Origin of the sequence: Streptomyces afghaniensis (assembly GCF_044327915.1) — a bacterium.
GTDB lineage: Bacteria > Actinomycetota > Actinomycetes > Streptomycetales > Streptomycetaceae > Streptomyces > Streptomyces afghaniensis.
This window is the reverse complement of sequence record NZ_JBIRGJ010000001.1, coordinates 475,335-489,495: the sequence shown is the minus strand read 5'-3', so window position 1 is coordinate 489,495 and position 14,161 is coordinate 475,335. Positions and strand designations below refer to the sequence as shown.

Sequence of the window (14,161 nt, the reverse complement as noted above, 5' to 3'; positions counted from 1 at the left end):
CCCACCCGCACCGGAAGGGAACAGCCGTGACCGCGGACGACAGGACCCTGCGCATCCTCAGCACCAGCGACATCGCCGGCATCGACATATCACTGAAAGACGTGGTCGACGTCGTCGAGCAGGCCTACCGCACGCTCGCCGACGGCAGGTCGGCCAACCCCCGCAAGCTCACCGTCAAACCGGAGGACGGCCACTCCGTCTCGTACGCCATGCTCGGCCGGGACGGGGTCCGCAAGGTCGTCGCGATCAAGACCTCGTACAAGCACGGCCTGGACAAGTCGCGCGACGAGCAGCACTACTACACGACGCTCACGATCTACGACGACGTCACCGGACTGCCGGTCGCGATGATGGACTGCGGCCGGATCGGCTCGCTGCGCACCCCGGCCGTCTCGGCGCTGCTGGCCCGGGAGTGCGCACGGCCCGGCGCCCGCAGCGCGCTCGTCATCGGTACCGGCACCCAGGGCCGCCTGGCGCTGCCCTTCCTGCTCACCACGCTGCCGGACCTGGACCGGCTCATGGTGTACGGCACCCACCCGGACGGCCTCGCCGCGGTACGCGAGCGGCTCCACCACTACTTCCCGGAGCGGGAGGTGGAGGTCGTGGACGACGTACGGGCCGCCGCCTCGGACGCCGATGTCGTGGTAGCCACGGCCGGCCAGCACACGCCCGCCGCCGTCGAGGCCGCCGACCTGAAGCCGGGCGCGCTGTCGATCCTGGTCGGCCACGGCATCGCCCCGTCGACCCTGCACGAGGCGGACCGGGTGGTCGCGACGAGCGAGGCGCAGATGAAGGTCACCGGCACCGACATGGCCGACGCGGACGGCGGTTTCCCGCCGGTGGACGCGGAGTTCCCCGAGGTCGTGGCGGGCCGGGCCGAGGGCCGGCGCTCCGCCGACGAGCGGATCTTCGCCTACAACAGCGGCCTGGTCGTCACCGACATCGCGCTCGGGCACCGCTTCGCGCAGCTGGCCGTCGAACAGGGCCTGGGAACGCGGGTGTCGCTGTGGCAGTGACCCGTACGTCCGCCGCCCCGCCGCTGCCCGCCCACCCGGATCCGCAGCTCGACACCCTGCTGGGCAGCGAACTGCCGCACGAGCTGTCGCACGCGCTCGGTGGCCCCTTCCACCTCCTGCTGCCCGACCGCTTCGACGCCAACCTGGCCGCGTTCACCGAGGTGTTGAGCGAGGCCGGCGTGGAAGGCCGCGTGTACTACGCCAAGAAGGCCAACAAGGCCGCCGTCTGGATGGACCGCTGCGCGCTGTCCGGCGCGGGCGTGGACGTGGCCAGCGCCGGTGAACTGCGGGACGCGCTCGGTCACGGGGTACGCGGCGAGAACGTCGTGGTCACCGGACCCGCCAAGGCCGAGGGCCTGCTGCGGGTCGCTGTCCTTCAGGGCTGTCTGATCGCCGTGGACGCACTCGACGAGCTGGAGCAGGTGATCGCCCTGGCGCAGACGACCGCGCGCCCGGCGCGGGTGCTGCTGCGGCGCCTGCCGCCCGCCCAGCCGCACAGCCGCTTCGGCCTCGACGACGAGCAGTTGGAGTCGGCCCTCGCCCGGTGCGCGGAGGCCGGGGAGGCCGTGGTGATGGAGGGCTTCTCCTTCCATCTGTCCGGCTACGACACCGAGCAGCGCGCACGGTCGGCGGGCGAGCTCGTCGATCTGTGCCTCAAGGCACGGGTGCTGGGGCTGCGCGCGGACCGGATCAGCATCGGCGGCGGGTTCGCCGTCGACTACACCGACGCCGGGCACTGGGCGCGCTTCCTGCGGGAGCAGCGGCCCGAGCAGTACCACGCGGGCAAGTCCTTCGCCCCGGCGGACTTCTACCCCTACCACTCCCCCGTCGCGGGCGCCGACGCGCTGCGGGCCGTCCTGGAGGCGCACGACCTCGCCGGACGGCTGCGCGCGGCCGGGGTGCGGCTCCTGCTGGAGCCCGGCCGGGCGCTGCTGGACCGGGCCGGGTGCACGGTGTTCCGCGTCCAGGGCGTCAAGGACCGGCCCTCCGGATACGGCATCGTCACCGTGGACGGCAGCAGCCTCAGCCTGTCCGAGCAGTGGTTCAGCAGCGAGTACCTGCCGGATCCGGTGCTGCTGCCCGCGCGGCCGGACGGCGCCACCGGGCCGTACGCGGCCTGCGTCGGCGGCGCCACCTGCCTGGAGTCCGACATGCTCACCTGGCGCAAGGTGCTGCTGCCCGCCCGCCCGGCCCCCGGCGACCTGCTCGTCTACCCCAACACCGCCGGATACCAGATGGACTCCAACGAGTCCCCCTTTCACGAGCTGCCGCTTCCCCCGAAGGTCGTCGTCGAGACCGACGACGGCGGCCGCACCCGCTGGCGGCTCGACCGCCATCCCCTCGCCTGACTCCCCACTCCCCCTGGAGCCATCCGATGGACAAGACGCTCACGCGTCCCGCCGTGGTCAGCCGGGTCTCCGACCTCATAGGCCACACACCCCTGTTCGAGCTGTGCCGCACCGAGACGGGCAGCCGGCTGCTGCTGAAACTGGAGCAGTTCAACCCGACCGGCACCGCGAAGATCCGTATGGCCCGCCAGATGGTCCTCGACGCCGAGGAGCGGGGCCTGCTGCCCCCGGGCGGCCGGATCGTCGAGTCGACCTCCGGCAACACCGGGCTCGGCCTCGCCGTCATCGCCGCCGAGCGCGGCTACACCTTCACCGCGGTCGTCGACCACCACGCCTGCGCCGACAAGCTGCGCGGCATGAAGGCCCTGGGCGCCGAGCTCGTCTACGTCGCCGATGAGGGCGATGAGGAGCTGGCGACCGCCGCCCGCGAGGAGTTCGCCGAGAAGCTGGCCGAGGAGGACGACACCGCGTTCTTCACCGAGCAGCACAACAACCCGGCCAACGCGGTCGGTTACCACGCCGTGGCCCATGAGCTCGACGCCGCCCTGGAGGGCCGCGTCGACGTCCTGGTCGGTGCCGTGGGCACGGGCGGCGGGCTGTGCGGGACCGGGCGGGAGCTGCGGAAGACCGTGCCGGACGTGCGGATCGTGGGCGTCGAGCCGAAGGGGTCCATCGCGTTCGGCGGGCCCGCCCACGACTACTACCAGTCCGGCACCGGCACCCCCGAGGGCGCCACGATCGGCCTGCTCGTCGACTTCGACCTGATCGACGAGGGCGTGAAGGTCGGTGACGTGGAGGCCTTCGCGACGGCCCGGGTCGTCGCGCGCCGCACCGGGCTGCTGATCGGCGGCTCGGCGGGCGGGGTCGTGCACGAGGCGCTGACCCGCATGTCCGCGCTGCCGCCGGGCACGACTATGGTCGCCCTGGTCAACGACGGAGGCGAGAAGTACATGGACACCGTCTTCGACGACGACTGGATGACCGCACGATCCCTCATCGACCCGGCCGTGGAACGTGAGGTCGACGAGCTGCTGACGAAACTCCGCGAGAACTGACGAGAACCCATCAGATGCCGACACCGCTTTCCACCCTGCTCCGGGACAGCCGGGCCCTCGCCACCCTGGCCGTACCGCTCGCCCTGACCCAGCTCGCCCAGGTCGCCCTCACCACCACCGACACGGTGATGATGGGCCTGATGGGTGCCGAGGCGCTGGCCGGCGGCGGCCTGGCGATGGTCGTCTTCAACCAGCTGCGGACCATGGGCGTCGGTCTGGTCACCGCGGTCGGCAACCAGGTCTCCGCCGCCTCCGCCCGCGCCGACGACGAGGAGGAGCTGACCGAGGCCGCCGTCGAGGAGGTCCGGGACGTGGTCCGCGCCGCGCTGGCGCTGGCCACCCTGGCCGGGGTCGCCGGTGCCCTGGTCATCCTGCTGATCGGGCGCGCCCTGGCCTACCTCGGTCAGGACCCCGAGGTCGTGGACACGGCCTGGCCGCTGCTGCTCGCGCTCGCCCCCGGCCTGGTCCCCTGCCTGTGGTTCCAGGCGATCCGCCAGTTCACCGTCGGCATGCGCCGCCCGCAGGCGCTGCTGCGGATCACGATCGCGTCGGTCGCCGTCAACGCGGGCCTCAACTGGGTTTTCATCCATGGCACCTGGGGCCTGCCGAAGCTGGGCCTGCCCGGCATCGGCCTCGCCACCTCGCTGGTGTACGCGCTGACCTGCGTGGCCCTGTACGTCTCCGCGCGCCGCGACCCCCGGCTCGCCCCGCTCCTCGACATCCGGTTCTGGAAGGCCCGCCCGGCGACCCTGCGCCGGCTGACCGGCCTGGGCGTGCCCATCGCCGCCACCTACGGCTCCGAGGCGGGCTTCTTCTCCGTCGTCGCCCTGCTCATCGGCACGTTCGGCAGTGCGGCGCTGGCCGCGCACACCGCCGTCAACCAGCTCATCTACATCGTGTTCCAGGTCGCGGTCGGCCTGTCCCACGCCGCGTCCCTCAACGTCAGCCGGGAACTCGCCCTGGACCGGATCGCCGCCGCGCGGCGCATCAAGAACACCGCGCTGGCGTGCGCCGCGGCCGTGATGGCCGTGGTCGGGGTCGCCTACCTGACCGTGCCCGGCCTGGTGCTGCGCCCGTTCATCGACCCGTCGACGGCCGAGGGACACACGGCGACGGACATCGCCACCGGCCTGCTGCTGGTCGCCGCCGTGCTGCAGTTCTTCGACTGCGCGCAGAACATCGGTGTCGGCCTGCTGCGCGGCCTCGACGACACCAAGAGCGGCTTCCGGATCACCCTCGTCGGCTACTGGCTGATCGGGCTGCCCGCCGCCTGGCTCCTCGGGCACCTCGCCGGCCTGGAGACCCGGGGCGTCTGGCTCGGCCTGCTCACCGGCCTCGCCGCGACCGCCCTGCTCCTGCTGCGCCGTTACGGCCGGGCGCTGTCCCTGCGGGCGGCGGACCGGCCGGCGGCCGTGGCCTGAGCCGGTCAGCCCTCGGGCAGCGACTCCAGAAAGTCCGCCGGCGGGTTCAGCACCGGCTGTGGCTGCGTCTCTCCCGAGGGCAGCGTCGACGTCATGGCTTCCCATCCCTTCGGCCCGGCCCACACGGCCCGCCCGCTCCCCCTCCGGGGCGGCGCGGCCCACGCCCCTGACACGATGCCCGGCGAAGGGGCGGCCGGAACTTTTCCGGCCGGAAGCGACGGCTCCTAGACCTGTTCCTCCAGCAGCACCTTCACGTCCCACGGCCCGAGCGGCACCGACTCGCCGTAGACGGTGTCCGACAGCACGTCCCGCAGTTCGGTGGGCACCGGCACGGAGACCTCCTCCCACGACCAGTTGTGCAGGAAGCGCACGCGGCGGCCGTCCCGGGCGGTCGCCGAGGTGGCCGTGACGCTCGGGTGGGCGGGGCGCCAGGCGCCCTCGGGGGCGTACCGGTCGAACAGGGCCCGGGCGAAGACGGGGTCGGGGACGGTACCGACGTAGGTGACGCGCCCGGCGCCGTGGCGGTGCGTGGTGACCGCGGGCCAGCGTCCGAAGTGCGGATGCGTGTACGCCGCCAGCGTCTCGGCGCCCTGCGGCAGCAGCCCGTCCGCCCAGTGCAGGGCGTGCGCGTCGGCCGGGAGGGGGAGGGAGTCCGTGCCGGTGACGGGCAGCGGGTCGCCCAGGTTGCTGAACTCGTCGTACGTCACCCCGGCCGCCTCCGCCAGGCCGCCGGGCTGGAGGTCGGTGCGGGCCCTGGCCTCGGTGTCGCCGTAGCCGGTGCGGGGGCCGAGCACGAGATGGCCGCCGGCCTCGGCGTAGGAGCGGAGCCGGTCGAGGACGGAGTCGTCAGCGGCGTAGTAGGCCGGGACGACCAGGAGGGGTGGCAGATCGGCGTCCGGGAGCTGTCCGGGGTGCAGGACGCGCGCCTGGAGGCCCGCGTCGAAGGCACCGCGGTAGAAGGCGTCGAAGATCCTCTCGTACGACCGCCCGTCCGGGCCTTGGTCGGGGCCGGCCAGCGGCGGCTGGCCCTGGAGCGCCCACTTGCTGGGCCCGTCGTAGAGGAAGGCGACGTCGGCGTCCGGGGTGAGGGACGCGACGAGGTCACCGGCCTTATCCAACTCGCCTCCCAGAGCTGCCAGTTCGCGGTAGACGCGGCCGGGGCGTCCGTTGTGCGGGAGGATGCCGCCCCAGTAGGTCTCGGTGCCGAAGTGCAGGGTGTGCCAGTGCCAGTACTCGATCATCGAGGCGCCGCGGGAGATCAGCGCCCAGGCCGCCTGCCGCCACTGGCCGTCATAGGCGGGGCGGTTGTCCCACGGCCCGCCGATGGCCTGCGCGTTGGTCTCGGTGACCAGGAACGGCTCCTGGCGCGAGGAGTACATGCGGTCCGCGCTGCGGTACAGCGCCCAGGTGCCGTTGGTCGTCCAGTTCTGCCCGGCGGCGCCGGTGTCGGGCAGGGCGAGGGCGTCCTGCATCGTGTAGTACGGGTTGCCCGCGGTGATGTCGAGGCGGTCGGTGAGCCGGTCGTCCTCGACGCCCTGCCGGTCGTAGGAGATGCAGGTCGTGACGAACTGGCCGGGCCGGGCGTACTCGCGGACGATGTCCGCCTGCCAGGCGATGAACTCGGTGGTGAGCCGGGCCTGGAAGCGCCGCCACGCCAGATCGTACTGCGGCTGGGCATTGCCGTCCGGGGTCCACAGGTCGGCCCAGGTGGACAGCCGGTGCGACCAGTAGACCAGGCCCCACTCGCGGTTGAGCGTCTCCACGTCGCCGTACCGCTCGCGCAGGTCGTCGGTGAAGCGCTGGAAGACGCCGTGGTTGTGGAAGAGGTGCAGGCCCGGTTCGTTGTCGACCTGGTAGCCGATGACCGCGGGGTGGTCGGCGTACCGCTCGGCGATCCTGCGGATGATCCGCTCGGCGTGGAAGCGGAACGCCGGGTGGGTGAAGTCGACCTCCTGCCGGGCACCCCAGCCGATGCGCTCGCCGGTGCGGTGCTCCCCCGCGATCTCCGGGTACTGGCGGGCCAGCCAGGGCGGTACCGCGTAGGTGGGCGTCCCGAGGACGACCGAGATGCCCCGCTCGTGGGCGCCGTCCAGCACCGGCTGGAGCCAGTCGAGGTCGAAGCGGCCGTTCTCGGGCTCCCAGGTGGACCAGACGGACTCGCCGACCCGGATCACCGAGAAGCGGGCCTCGGCCATCAGGTCGAGGTCGTCCTTGAGACGCTCGTAGGGCTGGTACTCGTGGTAGTAGGCGGCACCGAACAGGACGCGTCGGGGCAGCTCGAACATGCTTCTCCTTCAGCTGGGTTGAGGGGCGTCAGCCCTTGACCGCGCCCGTGGACAGGCCTTCGAGGAGCTGTTTGCGCAGCAGGACGAAGAGGGCGACGGCGGGCAGGACGGCGAGGACGGCTCCGGCGAGCACGAGGTCGTACTGCCGTTGCTCCGACACGAACAGGGTCTGCAGGCCGAGCGGCAGGGTGTACTGGGAGCTGTCGGAGACCAGCACCAGCGGCCACAGGAAGCTGTTGTAGCTCTGGAGGAACTGCCAGACGGCCAGGGCGCCCAGCGCGGGCCGCAGCAGCGGCAGCACGATGGTCCGGAAGATGCCGAACTCGCTCGCCCCGTCGATCCGGGCGGCCTCCAGCACCGAGTCCGGGATGGACTGCACGATGTACTGCTGCATCATGAAGATCCCGAACGCGGGCGCCACCCAGGGCACGATCAGCGCGAACCACGGACTGCCCAGCCCGGTCTTGACGAGGATCACGAAAAGCGGCACGAGGATCACCGCGAACGGGATCGACAGCGAGCTGAACATGACGTTGAACAGCAGCCGCTTCCCGGCGAAGCGGAACTTGGCGAAGCCGTAGCCGGCCAGCGCGCACACGAAGACGGACACGGTGGTGGCGACGACGGCGACGACCGTGCTCATCAGGAACCAGCGGCCGAAGGGCTGGTCGGTGAGCAGGGTGCGGTAGTTGTCGAGGGTGAACGGGTCGGGGACGAGCTTCGGCGGGTAGCCGAAGATGTCGCCGCGCGGTTTGAACGAGCCGCTCAGCGCCCACACCAGCGGGGCGAGGAAACCCAGGAGCAACAGGACCAGTGCGCCGTAGAGAGGTACGCGGGTGCGGGTCATCAGGCGGCCCTCCCGATGCCGAGGAGACGGTTGAAGAGCCGGCTGAGGCCGAAGACGAGGACGAAGAGGACGACGGCCGCGGCGGCGGCGTAGCCGAACTGCTGGCGCTGGAAGGCCGCCCGGTAGATGAACATGGTCACGGAGAGCGTGGACTCTGCCGGTCCGCCGCCGGTCAGCAGGTACGGCTCCTCGAAGATCTGGGCCGCGCCGATGAAGGACGTGACGACGACGAACGCCGTCACCGGCTTCAGCGCCGGCAGGGTGACGGTGGCGAAGGTGCGCAGCCGCCCGGCGCCGTCCAGGGCGGCGGCCTCGTACAGCTCGCGGGGCACGTTCTGGAGTCCGGCGAGGAAGAAGACGGTGAGGTAGCCGGTCCAGCGCCACAGCATCACCAGCGCGATGCTCACCTTGGCCAGACCGGGATCGCCGAGCCAGTCGATGCCGCCGGTGCCGAACAGGGCGCGCAGCACCGCGTTCGCGAGACCGAACTGCCGGTCGAAGATCAGGCCGAAGACGAGGGCGACGAGGATGGGCGAGACCACGATCGGCACGAAGTAGGCGGTGCGCCACAGGTCCCGTACGCGCAGGCCACGGGTGTTGAGGGCCTGGGCGATCAGCAGCGCGAGCGGCACGACGACGCACACCGCGACCAGCACGAACACGGCGGTGTTGCCGAGGGCCCGGTGGAAGCTGATGTCGGTGGCGAGCAGCCGGTAGTTGCGCAGGCCCACCCAGTGCGGGGTGCCGAGTCCCACCCACTCGGTGAGGCTAAGCCACAGCGAGGCACCGACCGGGACCAGCATGAACAGGACGTAGAGCAGGTAGAAGGGCGAGATGAAGAGGTAGGGCGCCCAGGTACGGCGGGGGCGGTGTTCTTCCCGGCCCGGGGCGTTGTGCGTGCGTGCGGCGCCGGGCGGTCCGGCAACGGTGGTGGTCATGGTGGGTCACTCCTGATCCGCCGAGTTCGGCAGCGCCCTCAGGGGCGCGGGGAACTGCGCGACAAGCCACAGGGGCGCCGCGGACGAATTACCGCCCGGCCTGGTCATGGAAGTCCGCCGCGGTCTGCCGCAGCGCCTCCCGCGGCGACAGAGCCCCGCGGTACGCGCGCAGCAGGTTGCCGGCGAGGACGTCGTAGAGGATCGACTGGTCGGGGCTCTGGTGGAACGGCGGCACGTGCGGCAGCAGGGAGCGGTAGAGGCGGAAGAGCCGCTGCCCGCCGCAGAAGTCGTCCGTGTAGCCGCCCAGGCGCGGATCGTCGTAGACGGACCGGCGGGTGGGCAGATAGCCGGTCTCGGTGAAGCGGCGGACCTGGCCGTCGTGGGTGAGCCAGGTCCTGAAGAGGAACTCCGTGGCCGCGCGGGTGTTGGCCTTGTCCCTGACGACGCCGAAGCCGGTGCCGCCGAGCGCGGCGGTCACCCCGCCACCCTTGCTGAACCGGGGCAGGTCGCGCACCCGCCACTTGCCCTTCTGCTCGGGCACGTTGGGCACCAGGCCGTAGTTCTTGTACCAGATGGCCATGGGCAGGCCGATGACCCGGCCCTGCTTCAGGGCGGTCTGCATGGCGGCCCCGTAGTAGTCGGCGACGTCGACGACGAAGCCGCTGCGCAGCCCCTCGCACAGGAACCGCAGCACCTCCTCGGCCTCCGGCGAGTCCAGGAGCAGCTTCCCGTCGGCGTCGAAGAACGCGCCGCCGCGCTGGTAGAGCAGCATCTGGAAGGACTGCACGACCTGGCCGGGGTCGCTGCCCAGCGTGGAGACGACGCACAGCGAGACGCGGTGGTCCCGGTACACCCGGGCGCCGGCCCCGGCGAACTCCTCCCACGTGGCCGCGTCCGTCGGGAGCCGGTACTTGTCGAAGAGGTCGTCGCGGTAGAAGTAGACGACCATCGGGGTGTCCGAGTCGAAGGCGTAGACGCGGCCGTCCTTGCTGAAGGGGGCGGTGCGGGCCGGCAGCAGGTCGTCCTTGAGGCCGGGTACGGCCTCGATGTCGGGGGTGAAGTCGTGCAGCAGCCGTTCGGAGATGTCGCCGCGCAGCATGCGCGGGAAGCTGCCGATCTCGAAGCCCACCAGGTCGGGTGTGCCGCGTCCGGCGACGGCCTGGGCAAGCAGTTTGGTGACGATGTCCGGGGGTCCGGAGCGGGTCACCTTCAGGTGGTAGCGGAAGTCGGTGGCGCGGTCGGCCTCCGGGACGCCCCTGACGAAGAACTCCTCGTAACCCGGGTCGTGGGTCCACAGGGAGAGGGTGACGTCGCCGGAGGTGCGGGGCGCGCTACTGGCGCCGCCGCAGGCGGAGAGTGCGGCGGCCGTACCGAGGCCGAGAGCACCGCGCAGCAGGGCGCGGCGGGTCGGAGGACCGGGGGACATGGGCGTGTACACACGTGACTCCTCACGTGGTGCGGCTACGGGCGGGCGTGCGCGGAGTCCTGGTCGCGTACCGGCCCGGTGGAGGCCCGTACGGTCAGCTCGACTGCCTGGCCGGGTTGTGCGGCCAGGGCGGGGCGGCCCTCGATCAGGGCGATCAGTACGTCGACGGCGCGGTCGGCGACGGCGGCGAAGTCCTGCCGGACGGTGGTCAGCGGCGGGGAGAGGTAGGCGGCGGCGGGGATGTCGTCGTAGCCGACGACGCTCACGTCGCCGGGGACGGCGCGGCCCGCGTCGGCGAACGCACGCAGGGCGCCGATGGCCATGTCGTCGTTGGCGGCGAACACGGCCGTGACGTCGGAGAGTCCGGCGAGCTGCCGTCCGGCGGCGTACCCGGAGGCCGGGGTCCAGTCGCCCGGTGACGGCAGGGGTGGTTCGGGTGCGCCGGCGGCGGCGAGGGCCTCGCGCCAGCCGCGCAGGCGGTCGCGGGCGGCCCACCAGTCCTGCGGGCCGGGCAGGTGCCAGACGGTGCGGTGCCCCAGGGAGAGCAGGTGCTCGGTGGCGAGCCGGGCCGCCGCGACACCGTCGGCGCCGACCAGGGCGCTCGTGCCCGGCGTCAGCTCGACGCCCTCGCCGAGGCTGACCACCGGCAGTTCGGCGCTCGGTCTGAGCGGCGTGCCGTCGTCGATGGGCTCGGACAGCACGATCCCGTCCACGCCCTGTTCCAGCAACGCGTCCACGGCCGCCGAGACTTTCTGCCCTTCCAGGGTGCTGGCCAGGGCGACGGAGTACCCGGCGCGCTGCATCGCCCGCTCCAGGGCGATGAGCAGGGTCGAGGGGCCGTAGAGCGAACTGCCCAGCGAGACCACGCCGATCCGGCGGTAGCGGCCGAGGAGCAGGGCCCGGGCGGCGGTGTTGGGACGGTAGTCCAGGTCGCGGATGGCCCGCAGGACGCGGTCGCGTACCTGAGGGCTGACGTGCGGTTCGCCGTTGACGACCCGCGACACGGTCTTCTGCGACACCCCGGCGGCCCGCGCGACCTCGGTCATCCCGGGGCCACGCCGCCGGCGCCCGCCGGCGGCCGGGTGGCCTTCGGCTCCGCTCGTGGTCATACGCGCTCCCGGGAGTGACAAAAGGGCGTGGACTACGTAGTCAGAGACGGCACCGAGGATGAACGGGCCGGGTGTGACTACGTAGTCACGCCAGTGTCAGGGCGACCCACCGCCGCGTCAATGGTCCGGACGGAGCCGGTTTCCCGGCGTGCCGGCCCGGGGTGTGCAGCTTCCGCAACGGCTGCCGTGGGCGGCTGGACAGAACCCGGGGCCTCACGGAGGATGTGGGCGATGCGGCCCGACCCCAAGCGCTTTCTCACCCACGCGGTCCGTCGCGTCGCGCGCGCCGAACATCCGGCGCAGGTACTGGAGGAGCTCTGCGGGGCGACAGTGCCGTCCGTCGCCGACGCCCTCGTCGTGTATCTCGACGCCGCGCCGGGCTCCGCGGACCCGACGGCCTCCGACGCGCAACTGCGCCTGAGCGGATCGGGGTTCTGCAGTTCGCCCATCCCCGCCCAGCCCTCCGGCCCGGCCCCGTCCCCGGCGGGCGGTCCGCCGTACGACACCGGCGCGCAGTGGCATCCCGGGTCCCAGGACGGGCTGGGCGGTGTGCTGGGCGGGGCGGCGCCGGTCATCGTCCCGCTGGCGCCGTCCGGTGTCCTGGCGAAGGTCCTGGACGCCGGCGAGGCGCTGGGCGGGGACTCCGGCGATCTGGACCCGGCCCTGCGCGAGCTGCTGGGGCCGAACTCCCGTGTGCCGCAGGGGGACCGGGTTCTCCTCGTCCCCTTGGCCGGCCCCGACGGCACGGTGGGTGCCGCCCTGTTCCTGCGGCGCCCCGACCGGGACGTCTTCCTCGCGGAGGACCGGCAGGTGCTCGGCGAGTTGTCGGCTCATGCCGCGCTCGGCGTGAGCGGGACGCCGCCGGTCCCGCAGCCGGCACCGCACTCGCCGCCCCCGGTCTCGCGAGCCGCTGCCGCCGGACCGCTGCGGCAGGACGCCGACCGGCTGCGCTTCGTGGGCGCCGCGACGCGGCGGATCAGCCGTGCCATGGATCTGGACGAGATCGTGGCGGGCCTGTGCCGGGCCGTCCTGCCCAGCTTCTCGGACGGGATCCTCGTCTGCCTGCGCGAGCCGCTGCCGGTCGGCGACGAGCGCCCCACCGGCCCGTTCGTCCTGCGGCTGCACCGGGCCGACCGCGCGTCGGCGGAGGACGGCACGGACGCCTCCCCGTCCTCCGAGCCGGGAATGCCCGCCCCCGGACTGTGCGAGGTCCGGCCGGGCAGCGATCTCGCCGAGGTGCTGCGGGGCGTGCGCCCGGTGTTCACCGACTCCCCCGCCGGCCGCGGCGCGCTGTCCGAACTGACCGGCGACGACGGCGCGTTCGCCCTCCCGGACGGACAGCGCGCGATCCTCGCCCCGCTGCGCGGCCGGCGCCGCGTCATCGGCACGGTCCTGTTCCTGCGCCGCCCCGAGAGCAGGCCGTTCGAGGTCAACGACCTCCTCGTCGCCGCGCAGCTCGCCACCCACAGCGCCCTCGGCATCGACAAGGCCGTGCTCTACGGCCGCGAGGCCCACATAGCCGACGAACTCCAGCGCACGATGCTGCCCGAGACCCTGCCCAGCCCGCCCGGCATCCGGCTCGCCGCCCGTTACCTGCCCGCCGCCGAATCGGCCCGGGTCGGCGGCGACTGGTACGACGCCATCCCCCTGCCGGGCGGCCGGGTCGCCCTGGTCGTCGGCGACGTCATGGGCCACTCCATGACCTCGGCCGCCATCATGGGCCAGCTGCGCACCACCGCCCAGACCCTCGCCGGCCTCGGACTGCCGCCGCAGGAGGTCCTGCACCACCTCGACGAACAGGCCCAGCGCCTGGGCGCCGAGCACATGGCGACCTGCCTGTACGCCGTGTACGACCCGGTCTCGCACCGCATCACCATCGCCAACGCCGGTCACCCGCCGCCCGTCCTGCTGCACCCGGGCGGCCGTGCCGAGGTGCTGCGCATGCCGCCCGGCGCCCCGATCGGCGTCGGCGGCGTCGACTTCGAGGCGGTCGAGCTCGACGCCCCGGGGGGCGCGACGCTGCTGCTCTACACCGACGGCCTGGTCGAGTCCCGGCTGCGCGACGTGTGGACGGGCATAGAGCAGCTGCGCGAGAAGGCGGGGACCACCGGCCGGCTCGCCGGACCCGACCGGCCCCCCGCACTGGAAACCCTGTGCGACGACGTGCTCGACATGGTCGGTCCCGGCGACCGGGACGACGACATCGCGCTGCTCGCCGCCCGCTTCGACGGCATCGTGCCCGGCGACGTGGCGTACTGGTCCCTGGAACCGGAGGACGCCGCCCCCGGCCAGGCCCGCCGGCTGGCCCGCCGCACCCTGTCCCGCTGGAACCTGGAGGAGCTCGGCGACTCCGTCGAACTGCTCGTCAGTGAACTCGTCACCAACGCCGTGCGCCACACCTCCCGGCCCGTCACCCTCCGTCTGTTGCGCACCGATGTGCTGCGCTGCGAGATCGGCGACGACGCACCCGAACTGCCACGGCTGAGGCGCGCCCGGCCCACGGACGAGAACGGGCGCGGGCTGTACCTGGTCAGCCGGCTGGCCATGCGGTGGGGCGCGGCCCGGCTCAGCACCGGCAAGATCGTGTGGTTCGAGTTCGCCCGGCCCTGAAGGTCTCCTGGGTCACACCCGCCCATTGATTGCTCTATTCAGCATCTCTAGCATCACTCGGTGGCTCCATTCACCTCTTCCTCTCTGGCCCGGGCCGCTGCCCGC

Annotated in this window: 10 protein-coding genes; 5 read left to right on the top strand and 5 right to left on the bottom strand. The window is 72.6% G+C overall.

Going from position 1 to position 14,161, the window contains the following annotated elements; all coding sequences use genetic code 11:
• The first annotated feature begins 26 nt into the window (after positions 1-26).
• Genes ACH4G3_RS02015 through ACH4G3_RS02000 form a run of 4 tightly spaced genes read left to right on the top strand, consistent with a single transcriptional unit; the run spans position 27 to position 4,841 of the window.
• A complete protein-coding gene (locus tag ACH4G3_RS02015) occupies positions 27-1,016 on the top strand; it encodes an ornithine cyclodeaminase family protein (RefSeq protein ID WP_397622618.1) in 990 nt (329 codons plus the stop codon).
• Positions 1,007-2,365, top strand: coding sequence for a Y4yA family PLP-dependent enzyme (locus ACH4G3_RS02010; RefSeq protein WP_397622617.1), 1,359 nt, complete (start codon positions 1,007-1,009; stop codon positions 2,363-2,365). The genes ACH4G3_RS02015 and ACH4G3_RS02010 overlap by 10 nt, the downstream gene beginning before the upstream one ends.
• 26 nt (positions 2,366-2,391) lie before the next feature.
• Positions 2,392-3,420, top strand: a complete 1,029-nt coding sequence (locus tag ACH4G3_RS02005) for a cysteine synthase family protein (protein WP_397622616.1) — start codon at positions 2,392-2,394, stop codon at positions 3,418-3,420.
• A gap of 14 nt (positions 3,421-3,434) precedes the next feature.
• Complete coding sequence (locus tag ACH4G3_RS02000) at positions 3,435-4,841, top strand: MATE family efflux transporter (RefSeq protein ID WP_397622615.1); 1,407 nt, start codon at positions 3,435-3,437, stop codon at positions 4,839-4,841.
• Between the two features lie 224 nt (positions 4,842-5,065).
• Here ACH4G3_RS02000 and ACH4G3_RS01995 read toward each other — a convergent pair whose 3' ends face one another.
• The 5 genes from ACH4G3_RS01995 to ACH4G3_RS01975 all read right to left on the bottom strand — a co-directional run bounded on the left by ACH4G3_RS01995 (position 5,066) and on the right by ACH4G3_RS01975 (position 11,383).
• Positions 5,066-7,126, bottom strand: a complete 2,061-nt coding sequence (locus tag ACH4G3_RS01995; protein ID WP_397622614.1) for a beta-galactosidase — start codon at positions 7,124-7,126, stop codon at positions 5,066-5,068.
• Positions 7,127-7,154: 28 nt separating this feature from the next.
• Positions 7,155-7,973: a carbohydrate ABC transporter permease gene (locus ACH4G3_RS01990; protein WP_397622613.1), complete on the bottom strand. Its 819-nt coding sequence runs from the start codon at positions 7,971-7,973 to the stop codon at positions 7,155-7,157.
• Positions 7,973-8,911, bottom strand: a complete 939-nt coding sequence (locus ACH4G3_RS01985; RefSeq protein ID WP_397622612.1) for a carbohydrate ABC transporter permease — start codon at positions 8,909-8,911, stop codon at positions 7,973-7,975. Before ACH4G3_RS01985 ends, ACH4G3_RS01990 begins: the two co-directional genes overlap by 1 nt.
• 88 nt (positions 8,912-8,999) lie before the next feature.
• Positions 9,000-10,349 (bottom strand): ABC transporter substrate-binding protein, encoded by a 1,350-nt coding sequence (locus ACH4G3_RS01980; protein WP_397622611.1) that lies wholly within the window; start codon positions 10,347-10,349, stop codon positions 9,000-9,002.
• 23 nt (positions 10,350-10,372) lie between these two features.
• Positions 10,373-11,383, bottom strand: coding sequence for a LacI family DNA-binding transcriptional regulator (locus ACH4G3_RS01975; RefSeq protein ID WP_397623357.1), 1,011 nt, complete (start codon positions 11,381-11,383; stop codon positions 10,373-10,375).
• An 873-nt stretch (positions 11,384-12,256) separates the two neighbouring features.
• On the opposite strand from ACH4G3_RS01975, the gene ACH4G3_RS01970 reads away from it, so the two are divergent.
• Positions 12,257-14,056, top strand: coding sequence for an ATP-binding SpoIIE family protein phosphatase (locus ACH4G3_RS01970; RefSeq protein WP_397623356.1), 1,800 nt, complete (start codon positions 12,257-12,259; stop codon positions 14,054-14,056).
• The last annotated feature ends 105 nt before the right edge of the window (positions 14,057-14,161 follow it).

Bases quoted from the DNA above. Each gene is read 5' to 3' on its own strand.
- ACH4G3_RS02000 (WP_397622615.1), top strand. From the start codon at position 3,435: ATGCCGACACCGCTTTCCACCCTGCTCCGGGACAGCCGGGCCCTCGCC.
- ACH4G3_RS01985 (WP_397622612.1), bottom strand. From the start codon at position 8,911: ATGACCACCACCGTTGCCGGACCGCCCGGCGCCGCACGCACGCACAAC.
- ACH4G3_RS01975 (WP_397623357.1), bottom strand. From the start codon at position 11,383: ATGACCGAGGTCGCGCGGGCCGCCGGGGTGTCGCAGAAGACCGTGTCG.
- ACH4G3_RS01990 (WP_397622613.1), bottom strand. From the start codon at position 7,973: ATGACCCGCACCCGCGTACCTCTCTACGGCGCACTGGTCCTGTTGCTC.
- ACH4G3_RS02005 (WP_397622616.1), top strand. From the start codon at position 2,392: ATGGACAAGACGCTCACGCGTCCCGCCGTGGTCAGCCGGGTCTCCGAC.
- ACH4G3_RS01995 (WP_397622614.1), bottom strand. From the start codon at position 7,126: ATGTTCGAGCTGCCCCGACGCGTCCTGTTCGGTGCCGCCTACTACCAC.